Raw genomic sequence first — 19,016 nt, 5'->3', positions numbered from 1 at the left:
TGTGTCTTCTACAACATCATGTAAAAAACCGCAAGCGACACTGACCGCATCCAACTTTAGCTTAGCTAAAATCCCTGCCACTTGAATCGGATGGATGATATAGGGCTCCCCTGATTGGCGAAATTGCCCTCTATGTCGATCTACTGCATAGAATAGAGCTTTTTGAACCAAGACAACATCTTCTGATGATAAATACTTTCTAGTAAGAGCGACCACTTGATCGCCCGTCAAATTCACTTCTTTTGGCATATTCTCTCTCCAGTTCTTCCTACCATTTTATCACTTTTAAGGCAATATGAAAACAAGGAAACACAGAAGAATGCAAAGCTTCTGTGAGAAATGGTCGATTTTTTTCAAACTGCGATTACATATAAGCCATATCCAGTAAATAGCAATTACCCTAAGTTTAGAAAAAGCCCGCCTTAAATAGGCGGGTTGTGATGAAAGAGGTGATGCTTTTCTGCATGTAGCATATCTCCGATAAATTCAACATAAGCATAAATGAGATAGCAAGCTGATACAACACCTAAAATAGCAATAAACAGCTCAAATAAGGTAGATAAAGACATGATGAACCTCCTCTCCTTACCAAGCAAAAGCAGTTTTCGCAATCTAGCCAGCAGATTTGTTTCCGTGCTTCCATCCTTTCTAGCCAAGCTAGATATTTCACTTATATTATACCAAAGTTAGGAGTTAAGAACAATAAAGACCAGCCCTATTAATGAAATTTTCCGACTACATCAACTCTGTCAGTACACTGACTGCACTGAGTGCGTAAAGTGGAGCTGTCTCTGTCCGCAAGATACGTGGACCCAGTCCTGCAAGTATAGCTCCTGCCTCTTCCAATGTGGCAATTTCTGCTGGAGACAGACCGCCTTCTGGACCAAAGACAAATAAAATTCGACTTCCTTTTTTAAGTCCTGTCACAGCCTTGACCAAAGCAGCAGACTCTCCCTCTTTGGCAGATTCCTCATAAGCTACAATGACGCAGTCAAACTGACTCAAACAATCTAAAAAATCAACTTTCTTCTCAAAAAGTCGGACTTCTGGAATCAGATTGCGCTTGCTTTGCTCGGCTGCTCCCAAAACAATCTTCTCTAGTTTGTCTGCTTTTTTAGCAAGTTTCTTACCATCCCACTTGGTAACAGACCAGTCGGACGGAAAGGCCCAGATAGCAGCTGCACCCAGTTCCGTCGTTTTCTGAGCTACCCATTCCAGCTTGTCTCCTTTGGGAAAGCCAGAAGCAACCGTCACATGAATCGGCAGCTCCGCGTTGTCTGGTAATTCTTCTACCAGATTCAACACATGGCGCTCCCTATCCGAAACTCTTGCTAGACGTTTAATACCATCCTCAAAAACCAGTACTACCTCATCATCTTCTACCAAACGCATAACAGAAAACATATGCTTGAGGGTATCTTTATCTCTGATAATGACAGGATTTTCAACCTGTCCTTTCACAAAATACTGCTGCATCTAACCTCCTATCACTCCTGAAATCTCCTTGGTTTTCTTAAAGACACAGGCATTCCACTCGCCCTGAATCATGTGGGTCTCAAGGAAAAATCCAGCAGCTTCTGCTGACTCCCGCACCAGATTCCATTTCTCAGAGATAATTCCGCTCATAATCAGGTAGCCCTCATCCTTAAGCAAACGGTAAGCATCATCCGTTAGATTTACCAAAATATCCGCCAGAATATTGGCTACAATGACATCAGCCTCGATTTCCACACCTCGGAGAAGGTCCCCCGACGCTACATGGATGTTCTCCATGTCAGGATTGAGCTCAATATTCTCCTGAGCCACGCGCACCGCCACCTCATCCAAGTCGTAAGCATAGATGTCCTTTGCACCCAAGAGAGAGCTAGCAATAGAGAGAACACCAGAGCCAGTCCCTACATCCAACACTGTTTCTCCGCCACGCAGAATCTGCTCCAAAACAAAGAGGCTCATCTTGGTTGTCGGGTGAGTACCCGTACCAAAGGCCATACCGGGATCCAGCTTGATAATCTTCTCTCCAATAGTCGCCTCGTAATCCGTCCAAGACGGCACAATCGTCAAGTCATGGGTAACACGGGCTGGCTCAAAATATTTTTTCCAATTGTCCGCCCAATCTTCCTCTGCCAGCTGCTGAGTGGTTAACTGGGTTTCTCCAATCTCCAAACCAAAATCCCTCAACTGAGCCAAATACTCTTTCACTTCCTGACGAATCATTTCAAGGTTCACTGTTTCTGGGTAATAAGCCGTAATGGCAACCGTATTCAGCTGCTTTACCTGAGGCAGCACCTCCCCAAAAGGACCAGCTTCCCCCAGATAATCCGCACTGTCATCAATCGCCACACCTTGACTGCCTAGGTCAATCAGAATATTACTGACCGCTTCTTCCGCCTCACGGCTGACCGTGATAGTTAGTTCTTGCCAAGTGTTCATGTGTCATTCCTTTCTTTTAATACTCTTCGTCATATAAACCATATCCATGCCCTCTTGCTCTGGTTCAGTATGCGTTTGATGATAGCCGCATTTTTCATAAAATTTGACCATAGGCTCATCTTGGAAAACCGTACACAAATCCCACTGAGTAATCGTAGGAAATCTTTTCTCTAGCAGGCGAATCCCTTCGTAGCCATAGCTTTTTCGCTGATATTGAGGCAAAATCGCAGCTGTACCAAGCCAACCTTTTGTTCGCTCATCGTTGGTTTGCAAGCGAAGAAAGCCAACAATTTCTTCGTCATCTTTGACAAAATAGTAAAAACTATTAAGACGTTCCACCAACTTCCACCTAATCCGCTCCCTATCTTCCAGATAAGGATCATACTGGTCATGATATTTTTCGTAGACAGCTTTAAAACTAACACGTTGAATACTGATAATGGTTTCTAAATCTGTAGCTTCTGCTTGTTCTATATGAATCATCTCTGCACCTCCAAATAATCTCCCAATCTACTTTTTAACTGTGAGATGACGTTTTCATCCGCTAATAATTCTTCTATATTTACTAATTTGTAGCCTTGTCCTTCGTCACCAAAGACAATCTGATCTATCAGTTCTTGACAGATAGAAGCCACCATGAAAACAGAAACTTTCTCAGGATGAACAAAGCCTTGATAACATTTGACCCATGTAATGGATTCCTCTTTGAGTTCAATGCCCAGCTCCTCAAAGACTTCTCTTCTAATGCACTCAAAAGGTGTCTCGTCCTTTTCTCTCCCACCGCCGGGAAAATCCCACATATTGGGATAAGGAATAGTGGGAATATCGTCTCTTAAAATGGTTAAAATTGTATCGCCATGCAGCAAAGCAATTTTACAGCCTGAGAAATCAAACGTTTGATACAAAACAGTCATATCACTCATTCTTCCCTACCTCCGTAAAATCAGTGATCTTCTTAGGCACGCTTGTATTTCAGTATCTAGGATAGGGATAAAAGTCCGTCTCTTTCAAATCTGCTCTGGCTTTTTCAAAAACTTTATTATTCCAGACAATTTCAAATTCCTCTGCCGCTGGATCTGCCAGAAAGTCCATGAGAGCATCTAATCCCTCTTCGGCCGTCTTCTTCAAGAAGTCCACAAAGTAGGTCAGGAATTCACGAGACAGGCCTTTCTTTGGCTCATAAGGAACAACTGTTAGATAATCCTCTGTTTCAAAGTGAGACTTAGCAGGATTATAAAAGAGAACGCTTTCTTCAAAGAAAATGTCTTCTGTGCTACTTTCTCCATCCACATCTAACAGTTCGATGCCATTTGCATTTTGTACTTCTAAGAGAAAGGACACTTCTACGGCATGATTCTTCTTATCCCAGTTTATCTCATAGTCAAATGGAAAACATTTCTCCATTTCTTCATTTAATATATCCAAAAATCCATATTTAACCATAGCCAGCCTCTCTCCAATCCTTTAAAATGTGTTAAAATAGATACAACTATAGTAACATAAATCAGAACAGTTGAAAAGAATACCAGTAAGGAGGAAAACGTATGCCAGACAATTTAGCGATTCGTATGCGGCCTAAAAATATCAATCAGGTCATCGGTCAGAAACATCTGGTTGGCGAAGGAAAAATCATTCGTCGCATGGTGGAAGCCAATCGCCTGTCTTCCATGATTCTCTACGGTCCACCAGGGATTGGCAAGACTTCCATTGCTTCAGCCATCGCTGGTACTACAAAATTTGCTTTTCGGACCTTTAATGCCACCGTTGATAGTAAGAAGCGCCTGCAAGAGATTGCGGAAGAAGCAAAATTCTCTGGTGGTTTAGTGCTGCTGTTAGATGAGATTCACCGCTTGGAAAAGACCAAGCAGGACTTCCTCCTCCCTCTTTTAGAAAACGGTCTGGTCATCATGATTGGCGCCACAACAGAAAATCCCTTTTTCTCTGTCACTCCCGCTATTCGCAGCCGGGTACAGATTTTCGAGCTGGAACCTCTGACAAATGATGATATTAAACAAGCCATTCAAACAGCCCTGACGGACACCGAACGAGGTTTTGATTTTCCTGTCCAGCTAGATGATGACGCTCTGGATTTCATTACCACTTCCACCAACGGTGACCTGCGCTCAGCCTTTAATTCTCTAGATTTAGCAGTTCTCTCTACCAAAGAGGATACTGAAGGGGTTCGCCATATCACTCTCGATATTATGGAAAACAGCCTGCAAAAGAGCTACATCACTATGGACAAAGACGGAGACGGTCATTATGACGTCCTGTCCGCCTTACAGAAGTCCATCCGCGGGTCTGATGTCAATGCCAGTCTCCATTATGCAGCTCGCTTGATTGAAGCTGGAGACCTTCCCAGCCTCGCACGACGCCTGACGGTCATTGCTTATGAAGACATTGGTTTGGCAAATCCCGATGCTCAGATTCATACAGTGACCGCACTTGAAGCCGCTCAAAAAATTGGGTTCCCAGAAGCTCGCATCCTCATTGCCAACATTGTCATTGACCTAGCACTTTCTCCTAAGTCCAACTCTGCCATAGTAGCTATAGATAAAGCTCTTTCTGATTTGCGACAAAATGGAAACTTACCTATCCCCCGCCATCTACGAGACGGTCACTACGCTGGTAGCAAGGAGCTGGGAAATGCGCAAGATTACAAATATCCACATAACTATCCTGGTAATTGGGTGCAGCAAGACTACCTTCCTGAAAAAATTAAAAATGCCGATTATTTCACTCCGAACGAAAACGGGAAGTACGAACGAGCCCTTGGCATGACTAAAAATAAGATTGAACAACTCAAAAACCACTAAAAAATCGTGGTATCGTTTGCAAAAAATCAATTTTTTCTCTTGAATTTTTCAAAAATTGTGGTATCATAATTATAGAAACGCTGTGGTGTACGACTTCACACTTAAGTGTTGACCGACTATTTTTTGTATTATTAGGGAAACAAAAGACTTCTAACAGCTTGCAGGCCGTTTCACGCGGAAGCAGCTTCAGTTAGAGCGAGTTGCCCACCTGCTTAATTGCGCGGGTTCAATACAAATCGTGAAGGTCCGGCACCAATACAGCTTTTTCTGTTGCCTCCTTAGCTCAGTTGGTAGAGCAGTGGACTCTTAATCCATGGGTCACAGGTTCGAGCCCTGTAGGGGGCATCTAATATTTACATACAAAAGCCTATCATATAGGCTTTTTTACTTACTCTCAACTATTTTTGCCCCATCATTTGCCCCACTTTTAAATCTATCTTTTCTTTTTGAATCAAATTACATCTTAACAAATAGTGTAAAGCCAGTTACTTTTGCTTTGATGCCATACAATATTTTCATGTAGAGAAGACAAATTTTATCTTCTCTTTTTATTTTCAAAATGATAAAAACTGATTTTCTTTTCATGAATCAGACTGAAATTTCCAAATTGTCCATTTATTTTATTGACATTTCCTATAAAAAATGTAGAACACTTCTATTATCAAACTATACTATATAGGGGGAGTATTGATATGAAATTTTCTAATTGTTTATTGCTATTCCTTGCAGGAGTTGTTTTTGTCCTTTTAGCACTTTTTCTATTTACAAACCCAGTAGCTAATCTTGTTGCTTACAGCTGGTGGATTGCATTTGGTTTATTGGTTGCTTCTATAGTGGCTATTTTAAGCTATTTCTCTGTGCCAAAAGAGCTTCGCTCACCTGTTTATCTTTTCCAAGGGATTGTTAATCTTCTCTTAGTTCTTTACCTCGTTGCCTATGGCTTTGTGACCCTGCCGGTTGTCATTCCAACTGTTTTAGGAATTTGGTTAATTGTAGAAGCCATTATAGCTTTCTTTAAAGGCAATCGTCTGGGATTGATTTTCCCTATTATTGGCAACCATATCATGTGGATAGCGTTGCTTGCATTTTTACTAGGTCTAGTGATTCTGTTCAATCCAGTAGCTACAAGTGTCTTTGTCGTTTATGTCGTTGCCTTTGCATTTTTAATTGCTGGTTTTACCTATATCGTTGATGCCTTTCGTAAATAATCTCGCTGCCATTTTGGGCATATTAAAATAGCTGGGAAGTTACATTCTCAGCTTTTTCATATCTTATTTGTCACTTTTTCGCATTCCATTCAGCATAGAATTGATCTAAGTATTCTTCCAAAAAACGATGCCTGCCCATGGCTAATTGCTTGGCATAATTTGTATTCATCAAATCTTTTAACTTCAACAACTTTTCATAAAAATGTAGAATTGCTGTTCCTTTATTGCTTCGATATTCTTCTACCGTCATATCTTCTCGTGGTCGCAAGGCAGGGTCATGAATGGGTCTGCCCGTATGTCCAGAATAAGCCATAGCTCGCGCTATTCCAATCGCTCCAATCGCATCCAAACGGTCAGCGTCTTGAACAATTTTCCCCTCCAAAGTGCTGACATTCTTCTGTTGATGACCACCTTTAAATGACATCGTTGAAATAATATCCAGCACATGAGCTATTTCCGCATCTGAAGCCTGATGATTCTGTAGCCATTGCTCAACCTTTTGCAAGCCCACCTCTTCATTCTCATTTAATTTCCCGTCAGCTATATCATGCAGCAAGGCAGCTAGCTCACAAATAAAAGCATCTGCTTGTTCTTGTTTGGCAATTTCTACAGCATTGTTCGTGACACGCACAATATGCCACCAGTCATGCCCGCTCATCTCGTCTTTCAGTTCAGCATAAACAAAATCTCTCGCTTCTTGAAGAATTTTCGCTTGTCTATCCGTTATCATCTGTCACCCTTTTTATTTATATACACAAAAATCTCGAAGCGATTTCGAGATTTTTTGATTGAACTCACTTTTCAAGCCCAATCGTTTTCATTTTTTGTTGAATTTGTTGATACACCTGATTCCAGTCATTTGGATTTGCAATATCTAAATCATCCGTTGCAATTCTCATTTTAGGACTATAATTGTAATCTTCATACCAATTTTGATAATGCTTGTAAAGCAGCTGATAGTAGTCAGCGAGCCCATTTTCTTCATTTGGTTGCTCATAATCGCGACCACGTTTTTTGATATTGTTCATAATATGATCGAAACTTCCGTCTAAATAAATCAACAAATCTGGCGCCTTCTTAGGCAAACCTTGGATTTCTTCCATCATATTGTCCAAAAGTTCCAAGTAGATATTGTACTCTTGCTCACTAATGCTACCTTTGAGGGTATTGATGTAAGTAAACAGAGCATCTTCATAGATAGAACGATCTAGAATATTGTTGTCATCATGATAAGCCGCTTTGATCATTTTAAAGCGTTTATTTAGAAAATAAATCTGCAAAGCAAAACCATACTTATCAGGATCTTCATAATACTTATCCAAAATAGGATTTTCTTCTACAGGCTCAAAAAAAGGCTGTGTTCCTAATTCCTCGGCTAATCGATAAGTGTAAGTCGTCTTACCTACCCCAATCATGCCCGCTAAAATAATCACTATCTTCCTGCACCTCCAAAATCTATCTAATATCAGGTCATCAGCTTCAGTAAAAACACCATATATTGTGCTAAAAAAAATAATAACACAATATATTGATGGCGTCAAGATATAAAACTTCTAAATGTACAAACAAAAATAACTTTGTACAAAGAAGCACGATTAGCTCTAATACAAGCATTATTTTTAGGATTCTCCATTTGTGACAGTAAATTTGATATGCGAATAATCTTTTTCTAAATCTTTTCCTTTCAAAAAAGCCGTCGCATCTTTTTTAATCTGAATGAGGTCAATTCCTTGCGCTTGTGCTGCAAATACACAACCACAATAACATTGGCGGTAAATGTCGTACTCCTCGCACATTTCGACTGAGCGCTTATAGCCTTGATTTTTCTTGAAATCACTAGGAAGATACTGCGTTGCATAAACTTTCTGTACTTCAATTCCAACGCTATTGATTGTCTGCGAATTTTTATGAGGGCTGATTGTCAAGGCACTTCCAAAATAGTCAAATCCCAAATCAACCGCCACTTGTGCCGTTTTATCCAAGCGATAATCATAGCAAACTTTACAACGATCGCCACCTTCCGGCTCTTCTTCCAAACCGTGTACTGTTCGGAAAAATTCTTGTGGCTCATAGGGGGCTTCTAAATATTGAACATGATTACCAGTATTTTCATTGAAATCGTGAACAAATTTTTGGGCAACATAGGCACGGCGTTGGTATTCTGCTTTGGGGTGAATATTTGAATTGGCAAAATAAACCGTCACGTCCGCATACTGGGTTAAATACTCCAGCGTATAAGTTGAGCAAGGTGCACAGCAGGTGTGCATCAAAATCGTAGGACGCTTCTGGTCTGCTTCCCAAACTTTGACCATTTTTTGCATCACGCGGTCGTAATTGATCTTTTGATTGGGATTCATCTTGCTCAAAACGTCTTCAACATCAATCATCGTTCTCTCCTTAGAAATGTATCACTATTTTACCACAGAAAGAGAGTGGAGACAAATGGACAAAAGAGAATGGCTTTTTCAAACAGCATTAATTTATCAAGCAAGAAAAATAAAGTTCTGGTTCTTTTGGCTCTCTTTGTATTGATTGTACATGTACCCAGCTAAAAACTTTAAAAAAAGTGAGTTTGGATTTATCAAATCCAAACTCACTTCGCTTTTTATATCCTTCAAAAGCGCGTTTGCGCTTCAACATAAAAGCAATCTCGTGCAACATTAAACATCGTTAAGAGCTGTATGAGAAAAACAAATCTTCTCTTATTCATCAAATAATTCGTTGATTTTCTAGCTTGTTTTACTCTTTAAACTCTCTATATCTTAAATTACATCATCCCGCCCATCATACTTGGATCCATTGCTGGAGTTGGACTGGCTGGTTCTGGTTGGTTAGCAACAACTGCTTCAGTTGTTAAGATGAGGCTCGCTACTGAAGCTGCATTTTGAAGGGCAGAACGAGTAACCTTGACTGGGTCAATAATCCCAGCATCAATCATGTTCACCCATTCACCTGTAGCAGCATTAAAACCAGTTCCAGCTTCCGAATTTTTCAAGCGGTCAATGACGATAGAACCTTCAAATCCTGCATTCAAAGCGATTTGGCGAACAGGTTCTTCTAACGCACGAAGAACGATGTTGCGACCAGTTGCTTCGTCACCTGACAACTCTAGCGCTTCAACGGCACTTAAAACATTGACAAAGGCTGTTCCACCACCTGAGACAATTCCTTCTTCAACAGCGGCGCGAGTTGCATTGAGGGCATCTTCAATGCGGAGTTTCATTTCTTTGAGCTCTGTTTCTGTTGCAGCACCAACTTTGATGACAGCCACACCGCCTGACAATTTCGCTAAGCGTTCTTGGAGCTTTTCACGGTCAAAGTCAGACGTAGAACTTTCGATTTGGGATTTGATAACACCCACACGGTTTGCAATCGCTTCGGCATCACCAGAGCCTTCAACGATAACAGTGCTATCTTTGTCCACAGTCACTTTTGAGGCTTGTCCAAGCGCTTCAATCGTTGCATCTTTCAATTCCAGACCAAGATCTTCTGTAATTACTGTACCACCAGTCAAGATAGCAATATCTTCTAACATTGCTTTACGACGATCCCCAAATCCTGGTGCCTTCACAGCGACTACATTGAAAGTACCGCGGATTTTATTCAACACAAGAGTTGGAAGAGCTTCACCGTCTACATCATCTGCGATAATCAAAAGCGGACGGCTTGTTTTCAAAATACTTTCCAGCAAAGGAAGAATTTCTTGGATATTAGAAATCTTCTTATCTGTAATCAAGATATATGGATTATCTAAATCAGCAACCATTTTTTCATTATCTGTTACCATGTATTGAGAAAGATAGCCACGGTCAAACTGCATACCTTCCACAACATCAAGCTCTGTTTCCATTCCTTTTGATTCTTCAATAGTGATGACACCGTCGTTGCCAACTTTTTCCATAGCTTCAGAGATGTATTCTCCGACTTTTTCACTGCGTGATGATACGGCTGCAACTTGCGCAATGGCTTCTTTATTAGAAACCGGAACAGAATTTGCTTTTAAGGCTTCAACAGCTGTTGCAACAGCTGTTTCAATACCACGACGAATGCCGATTGGGTTTGCACCAGCCGTTACATTTTTGATTCCTTCACGGACAATTGCTTGCGTCAACACAGTCGCAGTAGTTGTTCCGTCACCAGCGATATCATTGGTTTTTGATGCAACTTCTGACACCAACTTAGCTCCCATATTTTCAAAATGATCTTCGAGTTCGATTTCTTTTGCAATGGTTACACCGTCGTTTGTGATGAGTGGTGAGCCAAATGATTTTTCAAGAACGACATTGCGTCCTTTAGGGCCTAAGGTTACTTTAACGGTATCTGCCAAAATATCTACACCACGCACCATGGCGCTTCTTGCATCTGCTGAAAATTTAATATCTTTTGCCATTTTTACAATTCCTCTTTCTATAAATTTTTATTTATTCAACAATCGCTAAAATATTTGCTTCATTGACAACGAGGTACTTTTCTTCGCCGTCTTTGACTTCAATTCCCGCATGGCTTTCAACGAGAACGGTATCACCAGCTTTTACGCTTGGAGCAACGAGTTCACCGTTGAGTGTACGAATTCCATCCCCGACAGCTACAACTTTTGCTGTCTTTGTTGCGTCTTGTCCTGCACCTGCAATGACAAAACCACCAACTTTTTGTTCTTTTTCTTCTACTTTTAAGACCACACGGTCGCCTAATGGTTTAAGCATTTGTTTACCTCCAATATCTTGTTTTAGCACTCTACAAGTGCGAGTGCTAATATTTACATTTTCTATTGTATCACTTGGTCAGAAATAGTCAAGAAAAAAACTCTGTCAAACGACAAAGTTTTTAGGGGGAAAGCAAATAAATTTTTATCGAACCAATCTTAATTTTTCTTCAAAATCATCAATGACTCTTTGAAGATTCAGTCGTCCTTTGTAAATACCATAACCAAAGACAAGCATGGCTAATATTCCCAACACTGCTAGGATTATTCCAAGAACAAAGGCAATGAGATTGGTTTGACAGAAGAAATAGATCAGAACAAGACCGATACTAGCAATAGTAAAGAAGAGACTAAACCAACGTCCGAGATTTTCAATCATGTGTTTTTGATATTGAATTTCCGTTTCATATCCTTGAATCAATTCTTGTTCTGTCATAATTTTCTCCTATTTTTAGTATTTCAATCCTGGGTTGAAGAATCCAACCAATACACCAAGGAAGGCTACTACAACGAGAAGTAACATTACTTTAATTGGTGAAAGGTTTTTCTTCGCCATCAACCACCAGCAAAAGACGATAAACAAAGCTGTCAATAGACCTGGATAGACACCGTCTAATTGATCTTGTAGTACCAAGAAAGCTTTTCCTGAAGAGTCTTTCAATTTGAAAGCTGTCTTAACAGGTACCCATGTCGCTGCAACAGCACCGATAACCATACCACCAATGATAGAAACAGACTTACGGATAGCTTGTCCTTGAGGTCCGACAAGAAATTCAACTGCTTTGTCACCAAGTTCATAGCCTTTAAAGTAGGCAAATTTCATACCGAAGTAAGCGAGCAAGTTCCAAACAACGATATAGAAAATTGCACCAAGTGGTGAGCCACCATTTGACAAACCGAGAGCAATACCTAGTATAATCGGAATCAAGGTACCAACAATCAGTGAATCACCAATCCCTGCAACAGGTCCCATCAGACCAGCACGAAGACCGTTGATTGTTTCATCATCTACTCCATCAGCCCCATTCGCACGCGCTTCTTCTAAACCTGCTGTAATCCCTACAATCAATGCACCTAATTGCGGCTCCGTGTTAAAGAATGCGGTGTAGGTGTGCATTGCTTTTGCTTGATCTTCTTTTTTAGAATATAATTCTTCCACGATTGGCAGCATTGAAGCTAGGTAGCCAAATGTTTGCATGTGTTCTTGTGAGAAGCAAGTTAAGTTCCCATAATACCAATGATGGAAAGATTTTCCTAATGTTTTTTTCGTTAATTTAACCATTTTAAATATCCTCCTCATCGTCGTCATCATCAAAACTTGCACTTGAAGCTGCTTGTGCTCTTACATTTTTAGCCATTTGAATTTCATAGAATAATACTGCGAAAATCAATGAAATTACTGCACAAGATACAAGGTTAAGTCCTAGTGAAGCTGCTAAAGTAAATCCAACAAAGAATGGAATGAAATCAACAGCTTTTTCAACGATTTGTTTTAAGAGGATGGCAATTCCGACACATGGAAGGAGAGAGCCGACTGTAAAGAGGGTTTTCATTGGAATACCATCCAATGGAAGAGCTGTTTTTAAAGCAGTAACCGCATCGGCACCTAATTTACACATAATAAGCGTTGGAAAGAATGAGAATACTAAATGGGAAATCCATGGGAAGCCCCAGTCTACCATGTACAGGCGTTTAAATTCACCTTTTTCAACAGCTTTCCAACCAATATGTTGCCAAAGCAAGTTCATAGTAGCGGTACCATAGAAAAGAACTGTACCGACTGTACCAACGAGTGTTCCCATTGATTTAGCCAAGTTAGCAGCGTCTGCAGAGTCAAGTGATAGTCCTTGCGATTGAATGGCAACCATTGCCAGAGGAATCCCAATATAAGAAACCGCACGCACGTCAGCTGAAACCGTACCACCAGGTGTTACCAAAGCGATATAAACGAGCTGCATAGCAACCCCACAGATGATACCTAATTTCACATCTCCTAGGATCAGTCCTGAAACTAAGCCACCTACAAGTGGGCGTCCAAGAGTATAGTTACCAATAGAAGTACCACCTAGGCCAGGCATGGATGATAGACAGGCAAATAACCCTAGTAAAGCGGCTTGAAACCACGAAATTGTCATAATAAAGCCTCCTTAATGCTTATTATATTTTGTTAAAAACCAAATTTAGACTTGAAATCGTCCCAATAGCCAATAGACACATCTGGTAAGAGTTGGAATTTTACTTTATAGCCAGCTTTTTGAATTGCTTCAAGCGCTTCAGCTTCTTCCTGTGTAATGGATTGGTTGTTTCCTAATTTAGTAGCGCCTGGACGATCATTAGCTGGACCAACAATGATTTCTTTGACATCACCAGGAACAAAACCCTGATCAACTAGTATTTCTTTCATGTCAATTGGATTTTTAGTAATCAAGAAATAGCGACTATCGGAATCCAATACCTTTTGTGATTTTTCTTTCCATGCTTCTTTTGTCCAAACGAATGTTTTTTTATCAGAAGCTGCTTTGTAGGCTTGTTTCAAAACTGTATTTCCTGCTGCAGCATTATTGACAGCAACTAAGCCGTCACAAGGATATTCTTTTGCCCAACGAGTTACTGTTTGACCGTGAATCATACGGTCATCAATACGTATAAATGAAATTGTCATGATAAATCTCCTTTTTAATCTTTTTTAAATATCGTCTTCATCCTCTTCGTCACTAGCAACTACATCAAATTTTTGCAGCGCTGCGGATGCTTCTGAGAGAATGGCTTGTGCCAATTCTTTTCCTTCCAACATATCTTTCATCACTAAGCCTGTGAGTGCCATTGTCAAATTGAGACCACCAAGTACGACTGCAGTGTTTAACTTGCCAAGTTCTGATAAAACATTGCAAGCTGTTGTCAAAGGGCTTCCTCCGACAATATCTGCTAATACCAAAACCGTATCTTCTGTTCCCAGATTTGCTAACGCTTGACGAAAGTCAAGAGCGAAATCATCAACGGATTTGCCCTCTTTCAGACCTACTGCAATGACTTGGTCGGTCTTATCCCCAGCGAACATCCTCAAAGAGCTTTGCACACCTTCTGCTAGTCCACCATGACTGACTAGTACTAGATATTTCATGTTCTTTCCTCCTTCATTTCCTAGCCTTATTTTACTAAATCTGGAACCGGTTTCACATTGTCAAATGTCACTTTGTAAAGATGACATTTGTTAGTTAAAATATGACAAATGTCATATAGTTTTTCAAAAGAAAAATAGGCAGCTTTGAGCTCAATCTCTCATCTGACTATTTTGATATTTATTCTTCGTTAAATCTCTATTTGCCTGTTTCTTCTATTTCCCTTTGAATGCTTGGTAAGATACTGTCTATTTCATTGTTTTTGAGAGCATTTCCTAGTAAATAATCTAGGCGTTCCAAAGAATGATAATCTAAGTCTCTGCTAATATCTAACACCGAATGCTTCATCATATGATCCAGTCGTTGCGATGTCAGCGAATCCAGTCCAAAGTCATCTGCCTGTAAAATCTTTTTCGTCTGACTGCTTTTAACAACTGATAACAAGACTGATGTCCCCTGCGACTTTTCAAATAGTTCTTGCTGATTTTTTTGATTTTGACACAATAATTTCATAAATTCCCAAGCTAATTTATCCTGTTTTGTCTTTGAAGACATAGCAAAAAGAGATGTTTTCACTTGGGTCGCAGGAATGCCCGCTTTAGCGGCCGGCATAGGAATGCAGGTCCAAGAAAATCTAGAATATTTTGCCACATGGTAGGGATAGGGTTTGTAGGTTCGATATTGAGCCAAACTCATTGGATAAAAGGCGACCTTACCTTCATCAAAATCATTTGACGTTACCTTGTACCGTTGATTTAATGAATCCAATTTACTGATAAAGGAGAGTGCCTGATGCATTTCTGCGCTATCAACATTGACACCACTTTGATTTCTCAGATGACCATTATAAGCTACTAAGGCCTGCTTCCAGGTATAATCCGTAATACCATACTGGTCAATCAGACCGTCCCCGTTTGTGTCCTTTGTGACTTTTTGACAAATCGCATACAAGTCTTCTAAAGTCCAATTAGAGTCAGGAATCGAAACTCCTTCCTTTTCCAGTAAATCCTTATTGACACACATCATGACAGGATTGCTTTCAATCGGTAAAGCATAGCTATGCCCTTGATATAGTCCTGCTTGGTAAGAAACCGGATAGTAAGCTGCAACGTCTTTTTTACTGAGCAAAGAATCTAAGGATTTGAAGGCACCAGAAGCCGCTAACATCGAAAAATCATTTTCAGGAACCATAAACACATCTGGCTGTTCACCTTTTAAAATTTTTTCAGCTAGCCAGCCGTCGTAATCTTTCTTAGGAATACCACTCTCATAGACCACTCTAACTTGTGAATGTGACTTTTCAAATTGTCGAATAATATTGTCTAATATTCTATTTTCACGGCTATTTGGGACATCCCAGCTGCTGCCTGCATACACTCCAATTCGCAACATTTTCTTCTGAGTAGATGTCCATAAAACAAAGCTAAGGGGCACTAAAAGGAGAGCCGAGATGAACATCGTCAAATACCTCATCCGCCACTTCATTTGTCATTGTCCTTACTAAAATCACGTTGGGTAACACCTGTCTGCACAGCCCAAATAGCTAATTGCGTGCGATCTCGCAAATTTAATTTCGTCAGAATGCCTGACAAGTAATTCCGCACTGTCCCTTCAGACAAGAACAACTTCGCTGCAATTTCCTTGTTTGATACTCCAAAGCCAATCTGCTGAATAATCTTCCACTCAGTCTGACTCATGTCTTCTACATTTTCTTCCGCAACAGAAATTGCAAAATTCGACTGCGCCATTTGTGAAAAGATTTTAAACACTTTGCTAGCAATGTTCGGATTAATCATAGCTCCGCCTTTGTGAACCGTTTGAATAGCTTGATACAATTCTTCAGTAGAAACTCCTTTTAAAATGTAACCAGAAGCTCCGTATTTCAATGCTGAAAAAATGAAATCATCGTCATCAAAAGTTGTTAAAATGATAATTTTGATATCTGGATAGTGCTCCTTGACCGCTTTTGTACAGAGAACGCCATCCATAACAGGCATTCGAATGTCCATCAAAATCACATCTGGATGTATATGGTGAAGTTTTTCGAGCACTTCCTTACCGTCACCGACTGTTCCCACCACTTCAATATCTGAATGAGCCGATAAAATAATTTGTAAAGACTCACGAATCAAGGCTTGATCATCTGCAATTAAAACTTTAATCATTCTTTCCTCCTATTTTCGGAATTTCAATATGAGTATAGAAACCGTTGCGATTTTCAAAATGAACACTCCCACCAATAATCGCCAAACGCTCCTGCATTTGTTTGAGACCATAACCATAGTGAAGCTCGTCAAAGCCGACCCCGTCATCTTGAATGGTCATGATATAATTTTCTTTTTCCAATAATTCAATCCAAATCGTCTTGGCGTGTCCATGCCGCACCGAATTTGTAATGGATTCTTGAATCACCCGAAAGACAATATCTTCTTTTGCAACATCCAAATCAATCGTGTCCCATTCATAGAGAAAATGGATTTCTAAATTAGAAATGGCTTCGTACTCTCGAATAATTTTAAGCAGTGCTTCTTTTAAACTATTGTTTTCTAGAGCGCCAGGACGCATTTTATTGAGCGAGCCTCGCACATCGCGGATACCGTCTCGCACAACCACAGAAACATTTTCCAACTGCTCCTTAGCACGATTTTTGTCAATATCCACCAATACTTTAACCGCATCAATCCCAGCTGAAATTCCTGTCAAAGCATGCCCTAATGTATCATGGATTTCTCTGGCAATCCGCTTTCTTTCACGGTCTTCCGCAATTTTTTCAGATAAGGCTAAATAACTATTCAACTCGCGATTGGCTTGTGCCGCCATCCGCAATTCTTCTTCAATATGATGTTTTTCGGTCATCGCAGATAAAATATAGAATAGTAGAGAAATCATAAAGACAACTAGATTCAGTGAAAAGAGAAAATTCTTTCCAAAAAGGAGAGCCATGCGAATCGATTCTGGACAAAAGCGAATGTAGGTATCTAACGAAGGCAATTTGACAAAAAGCGACATTAAATCATAGTTGGATAAGAGCAACATGGTAAAACTCAAAATGATAAAGGAAAACCAGTATTTCCGATCTTTTGAGGTGTTAAATTCTTTGGAACCATAAAAAATATCTGCAAAAACTAAGAGAATCAGACCATTATAAGAAGAATGCAAGACAGAAAAGATAACTAACATCAGCAAAATCTCAATAATAGTTACTTTATCATAAACGGATAGCTGATTTGGATGCTTCTCACGGTAATAAAAAACCAACAATAAGCAAGCATAAAAAGCAATAGACATCCAAAAGCTAAAACTCGGCGATCCTGGTATAGCATCTAAACGTCCTAACAGTGAATGAGCATATCCTTTTGCCACTACATAATTCGTTGCAAAAAGATAAATAGAGGCATTATAAACAATGGCAATAAAATTGATGACCATTAAAGCAATCTTGCTATAAAAAATACTTTTATTTTGTCTCATTATTGCCACCCTGTAATTGTATATTGAGCGATATTCTCTTTATTTACTAAATGAACAGGAATGAGATATTCCTCTTTGTAAGCTTGATGTTTCATCATGCGCTCAATCACTTCTGTCACCTTTCTGCCCATTTGAATCGGAGACTGAGCAACCGTCCCTTGAATATCATTGGTATTTGCCAAGAAATTTTTAATATCAGGTGAGCCATCTACGCCATAGATTGCAATCTTGTCTGTCACACCTTGATCTTTTATAGCCGCAAGAGCTCCGATAGCTGCACGATCATTTAAAGACATGACCACATTAAATTGCATCCCTTCATTCAGGGCTTTTTTTACTTGAGGCATACTTTCTTCTGTTTGCCCCAATGTCTCTCGCTCAGAGACCACCTGATAAGCAGGATGCCCTTTAATCGTGTCTAAAAATCCTTGAATTCGGTCCATCGCAGACACAGCGTTATGATGTTCCAATAGTAAAATCTTCGCACTTGACAATCGTTTCATCATATCGTTTGCTATCAACACACCGGCTTGATAATTGTCTGACACAATAGTAGTATCAACTTTAGCATCTTTGCTAACAGGTGCATCCACAACAATAATCTTGATTCCCGCTTTTCTGGCTTTATTTAAAGAAGTCAGAATCTTTGGACTGTCACTCTTAACTGGGTTTATAACAATCACATTTACTCTTTCTTGAACAAAATAATCAATCTGCTGACTTTGCTTGTCTTCGTCTAATTCTGGGTCCCGCACATAAAGTCGACTTCCTTGTTGATTGGTTTTTTTCTCAATTTCAGCATTTAAGGTTTTATAAAAATCATTGTTCATCGTCATATAGGTCGCTCCTATCTTGACTTGCTTGCTATCTGATGAATTCCCTTTTACATAGAGGAAAACTAAGCCAGCCAATACAAGGACAAACAGAGAAAATAATAGATATTTACGATAATAGCGACATTGCTTTTTTCCCTTACCTACTCCCATTTTTTCTCCTTATTAACACCAGTCTCAAACAGAAAACTCTGTTTTATCTAGATTTATTATATTATATTTATACAAAAAAGCAAAACCTCGTCAAGAAAAAGCAGTGTAAGAAACTTGAAAAATTCCCCTCACTTTCTTGTTTTTAAGCTCAAATTGAAATCAAATACAATACCTTCTCAGACTGTTAACTTCTATCTTGCGCATGTTATTCGTACTTTGTTGAAAGCATAAAATGTTGACTTTTTCGCTGACTAGAGACAAATAGACTGGATGTTGTCCAGCCT

At 39.7% G+C, this 19,016-nt stretch carries 23 protein-coding genes and 1 tRNA gene; 3 read left to right on the top strand and 21 right to left on the bottom strand.

Annotation, left to right across the window (positions count from 1 at the left end):
- From HMPREF2634_RS04720 to HMPREF2634_RS04695, 7 genes are all read right to left on the bottom strand, one after another.
- A partial coding sequence (locus HMPREF2634_RS04720) for an HD domain-containing protein (protein ID WP_142350298.1) occupies window positions 1–249 on the bottom strand: 249 nt, incomplete at its 3' end.
- A gap of 173 nt (window positions 250–422) precedes the next feature.
- On the bottom strand, window positions 423–569 hold the full coding sequence (locus tag HMPREF2634_RS10000; protein ID WP_003028899.1) for a hypothetical protein: 147 nt from the start codon (window positions 567–569) through the stop codon (window positions 423–425).
- A gap of 166 nt (window positions 570–735) precedes the next feature.
- Window positions 736–1,476, bottom strand: a complete 741-nt coding sequence (locus HMPREF2634_RS04715) for a 16S rRNA (uracil(1498)-N(3))-methyltransferase (RefSeq protein ID WP_021001260.1) — start codon at window positions 1,474–1,476, stop codon at window positions 736–738.
- Complete coding sequence (gene prmA, locus HMPREF2634_RS04710) at window positions 1,477–2,430, bottom strand: 50S ribosomal protein L11 methyltransferase (RefSeq protein WP_021001259.1); 954 nt, start codon at window positions 2,428–2,430, stop codon at window positions 1,477–1,479.
- A 3-nt stretch (window positions 2,431–2,433) separates the two neighbouring features.
- Window positions 2,434–2,913 carry a GNAT family N-acetyltransferase gene (locus HMPREF2634_RS04705; RefSeq protein WP_021001258.1) on the bottom strand — a complete coding sequence of 160 codons (480 nt, stop codon included), beginning with the start codon at window positions 2,911–2,913 and terminating at the stop codon, window positions 2,434–2,436.
- Complete coding sequence (locus tag HMPREF2634_RS04700) at window positions 2,910–3,353, bottom strand: NUDIX hydrolase (protein WP_021001257.1); 444 nt, start codon at window positions 3,351–3,353, stop codon at window positions 2,910–2,912. The genes HMPREF2634_RS04705 and HMPREF2634_RS04700 overlap by 4 nt, the downstream gene beginning before the upstream one ends.
- Window positions 3,354–3,402: 49 nt before the next feature.
- The gene (locus HMPREF2634_RS04695) at window positions 3,403–3,873 is read right to left on the bottom strand and encodes a DUF3013 family protein (RefSeq protein ID WP_021001256.1); all 471 of its coding nucleotides are present in this window, start codon (window positions 3,871–3,873) and stop codon (window positions 3,403–3,405) included.
- Between the two features lie 101 nt (window positions 3,874–3,974).
- Between HMPREF2634_RS04695 and HMPREF2634_RS04690 the strand changes: the two genes are divergently transcribed.
- From HMPREF2634_RS04690 to HMPREF2634_RS04680, 3 genes are all read left to right on the top strand, one after another.
- Window positions 3,975–5,246 carry a replication-associated recombination protein A gene (locus HMPREF2634_RS04690; RefSeq protein WP_021001255.1) on the top strand — a complete coding sequence of 424 codons (1,272 nt, stop codon included), beginning with the start codon at window positions 3,975–3,977 and terminating at the stop codon, window positions 5,244–5,246.
- A gap of 272 nt (window positions 5,247–5,518) precedes the next feature.
- Window positions 5,519–5,591, top strand: a tRNA-Lys gene (locus HMPREF2634_RS04685).
- A 347-nt stretch (window positions 5,592–5,938) separates the two neighbouring features.
- The gene (locus HMPREF2634_RS04680) at window positions 5,939–6,454 is read left to right on the top strand and encodes a DUF308 domain-containing protein (RefSeq protein ID WP_021001254.1); all 516 of its coding nucleotides are present in this window, start codon (window positions 5,939–5,941) and stop codon (window positions 6,452–6,454) included.
- A gap of 70 nt (window positions 6,455–6,524) precedes the next feature.
- Here HMPREF2634_RS04680 and HMPREF2634_RS04675 read toward each other — a convergent pair whose 3' ends face one another.
- From HMPREF2634_RS04675 to HMPREF2634_RS04605, 14 genes are all read right to left on the bottom strand, one after another.
- A complete protein-coding gene (locus tag HMPREF2634_RS04675; RefSeq protein ID WP_021001253.1) occupies window positions 6,525–7,184 on the bottom strand; it encodes an HD domain-containing protein in 660 nt (219 codons plus the stop codon).
- A 64-nt stretch (window positions 7,185–7,248) separates the two neighbouring features.
- Window positions 7,249–7,887, bottom strand: coding sequence for a deoxynucleoside kinase (locus HMPREF2634_RS04670; protein ID WP_021001252.1), 639 nt, complete (start codon window positions 7,885–7,887; stop codon window positions 7,249–7,251).
- Window positions 7,888–8,073: 186 nt separating this feature from the next.
- A complete protein-coding gene (locus HMPREF2634_RS04665) occupies window positions 8,074–8,841 on the bottom strand; it encodes an epoxyqueuosine reductase QueH (RefSeq protein WP_021001251.1) in 768 nt (255 codons plus the stop codon).
- A 380-nt stretch (window positions 8,842–9,221) separates the two neighbouring features.
- Window positions 9,222–10,844, bottom strand: a complete 1,623-nt coding sequence (gene groL, locus HMPREF2634_RS04655) for a chaperonin GroEL (protein WP_021001250.1) — start codon at window positions 10,842–10,844, stop codon at window positions 9,222–9,224.
- 31 nt (window positions 10,845–10,875) lie between these two features.
- Complete coding sequence (gene groES / locus HMPREF2634_RS04650; RefSeq protein WP_003026909.1) at window positions 10,876–11,157, bottom strand: co-chaperone GroES; 282 nt, start codon at window positions 11,155–11,157, stop codon at window positions 10,876–10,878.
- A gap of 144 nt (window positions 11,158–11,301) precedes the next feature.
- The gene (locus tag HMPREF2634_RS04645) at window positions 11,302–11,592 is read right to left on the bottom strand and encodes a PTS fructose transporter subunit IA (protein WP_003026912.1); all 291 of its coding nucleotides are present in this window, start codon (window positions 11,590–11,592) and stop codon (window positions 11,302–11,304) included.
- A 15-nt stretch (window positions 11,593–11,607) separates the two neighbouring features.
- Entirely contained in the window at window positions 11,608–12,438 is an 831-nt protein-coding gene (locus tag HMPREF2634_RS04640) for a PTS system mannose/fructose/sorbose family transporter subunit IID (RefSeq protein WP_021001249.1), read from the bottom strand.
- A 1-nt stretch (window position 12,439) separates the two neighbouring features.
- Window positions 12,440–13,291, bottom strand: coding sequence for a PTS mannose/fructose/sorbose/N-acetylgalactosamine transporter subunit IIC (locus tag HMPREF2634_RS04635; RefSeq protein WP_021001248.1), 852 nt, complete (start codon window positions 13,289–13,291; stop codon window positions 12,440–12,442).
- Between the two features lie 32 nt (window positions 13,292–13,323).
- Window positions 13,324–13,818 (bottom strand): PTS sugar transporter subunit IIB, encoded by a 495-nt coding sequence (locus HMPREF2634_RS04630; protein ID WP_021001247.1) that lies wholly within the window; start codon window positions 13,816–13,818, stop codon window positions 13,324–13,326.
- 24 nt (window positions 13,819–13,842) lie between these two features.
- Entirely contained in the window at window positions 13,843–14,277 is a 435-nt protein-coding gene (locus HMPREF2634_RS04625; protein WP_021001246.1) for a PTS sugar transporter subunit IIA, read from the bottom strand.
- Window positions 14,278–14,473: 196 nt separating this feature from the next.
- The gene (locus tag HMPREF2634_RS04620) at window positions 14,474–15,760 is read right to left on the bottom strand and encodes an ABC transporter substrate-binding protein (protein WP_041783988.1); all 1,287 of its coding nucleotides are present in this window, start codon (window positions 15,758–15,760) and stop codon (window positions 14,474–14,476) included.
- Entirely contained in the window at window positions 15,757–16,440 is a 684-nt protein-coding gene (locus tag HMPREF2634_RS04615; RefSeq protein WP_003030916.1) for a response regulator transcription factor, read from the bottom strand. The genes HMPREF2634_RS04620 and HMPREF2634_RS04615 overlap by 4 nt, the downstream gene beginning before the upstream one ends.
- Window positions 16,433–17,746, bottom strand: a complete 1,314-nt coding sequence (locus tag HMPREF2634_RS04610; protein ID WP_021001244.1) for a sensor histidine kinase — start codon at window positions 17,744–17,746, stop codon at window positions 16,433–16,435. Before HMPREF2634_RS04610 ends, HMPREF2634_RS04615 begins: the two co-directional genes overlap by 8 nt.
- The gene (locus HMPREF2634_RS04605; protein WP_003026932.1) at window positions 17,746–18,732 is read right to left on the bottom strand and encodes a sugar ABC transporter substrate-binding protein; all 987 of its coding nucleotides are present in this window, start codon (window positions 18,730–18,732) and stop codon (window positions 17,746–17,748) included. Before HMPREF2634_RS04605 ends, HMPREF2634_RS04610 begins: the two co-directional genes overlap by 1 nt.
- Between the last annotated feature and the right edge of the window lie 284 nt (window positions 18,733–19,016).

It is taken from the genome of Streptococcus sp. HMSC034B03 (assembly GCF_001838575.1).
In the GTDB taxonomy this organism is placed as follows: domain Bacteria; phylum Bacillota; class Bacilli; order Lactobacillales; family Streptococcaceae; genus Streptococcus; species Streptococcus anginosus.
The sequence above is the reverse complement of the archived record's forward strand: the minus strand, read 5'-3'. Positions and strand labels throughout refer to the sequence as shown.

Excerpts from the sequence above, each read along its gene's own strand:
- HMPREF2634_RS10000 (WP_003028899.1), bottom strand. The coding sequence starts at position 569 with ATGTCTTTATCTACCTTATTTGAGCTGTTTATTGCTATTTTAGGTGTT.
- HMPREF2634_RS04715 (WP_021001260.1), bottom strand. The coding sequence starts at position 1,476 with ATGCAGCAGTATTTTGTGAAAGGACAGGTTGAAAATCCTGTCATTATC.
- prmA (WP_021001259.1), bottom strand. The coding sequence starts at position 2,430 with ATGAACACTTGGCAAGAACTAACTATCACGGTCAGCCGTGAGGCGGAA.
- HMPREF2634_RS04705 (WP_021001258.1), bottom strand. The coding sequence starts at position 2,913 with ATGATTCATATAGAACAAGCAGAAGCTACAGATTTAGAAACCATTATC.
- HMPREF2634_RS04700 (WP_021001257.1), bottom strand. The coding sequence starts at position 3,353 with ATGAGTGATATGACTGTTTTGTATCAAACGTTTGATTTCTCAGGCTGT.
- HMPREF2634_RS04695 (WP_021001256.1), bottom strand. The coding sequence starts at position 3,873 with ATGGTTAAATATGGATTTTTGGATATATTAAATGAAGAAATGGAGAAA.
- HMPREF2634_RS04690 (WP_021001255.1), top strand. The coding sequence starts at position 3,975 with ATGCCAGACAATTTAGCGATTCGTATGCGGCCTAAAAATATCAATCAG.
- HMPREF2634_RS04680 (WP_021001254.1), top strand. The coding sequence starts at position 5,939 with ATGAAATTTTCTAATTGTTTATTGCTATTCCTTGCAGGAGTTGTTTTT.
- HMPREF2634_RS04675 (WP_021001253.1), bottom strand. The coding sequence starts at position 7,184 with ATGATAACGGATAGACAAGCGAAAATTCTTCAAGAAGCGAGAGATTTT.
- HMPREF2634_RS04665 (WP_021001251.1), bottom strand. The coding sequence starts at position 8,841 with ATGATTGATGTTGAAGACGTTTTGAGCAAGATGAATCCCAATCAAAAG.
- groL (WP_021001250.1), bottom strand. The coding sequence starts at position 10,844 with ATGGCAAAAGATATTAAATTTTCAGCAGATGCAAGAAGCGCCATGGTG.
- groES (WP_003026909.1), bottom strand. The coding sequence starts at position 11,157 with ATGCTTAAACCATTAGGCGACCGTGTGGTCTTAAAAGTAGAAGAAAAA.
- HMPREF2634_RS04645 (WP_003026912.1), bottom strand. The coding sequence starts at position 11,592 with ATGACAGAACAAGAATTGATTCAAGGATATGAAACGGAAATTCAATAT.
- HMPREF2634_RS04640 (WP_021001249.1), bottom strand. The coding sequence starts at position 12,438 with ATGGTTAAATTAACGAAAAAAACATTAGGAAAATCTTTCCATCATTGG.
- HMPREF2634_RS04635 (WP_021001248.1), bottom strand. The coding sequence starts at position 13,291 with ATGACAATTTCGTGGTTTCAAGCCGCTTTACTAGGGTTATTTGCCTGT.
- HMPREF2634_RS04630 (WP_021001247.1), bottom strand. The coding sequence starts at position 13,818 with ATGACAATTTCATTTATACGTATTGATGACCGTATGATTCACGGTCAA.
- HMPREF2634_RS04625 (WP_021001246.1), bottom strand. The coding sequence starts at position 14,277 with ATGAAATATCTAGTACTAGTCAGTCATGGTGGACTAGCAGAAGGTGTG.
- HMPREF2634_RS04620 (WP_041783988.1), bottom strand. The coding sequence starts at position 15,760 with ATGAAGTGGCGGATGAGGTATTTGACGATGTTCATCTCGGCTCTCCTT.
- HMPREF2634_RS04615 (WP_003030916.1), bottom strand. The coding sequence starts at position 16,440 with ATGATTAAAGTTTTAATTGCAGATGATCAAGCCTTGATTCGTGAGTCT.
- HMPREF2634_RS04610 (WP_021001244.1), bottom strand. The coding sequence starts at position 17,746 with ATGAGACAAAATAAAAGTATTTTTTATAGCAAGATTGCTTTAATGGTC.
- HMPREF2634_RS04605 (WP_003026932.1), bottom strand. The coding sequence starts at position 18,732 with ATGGGAGTAGGTAAGGGAAAAAAGCAATGTCGCTATTATCGTAAATAT.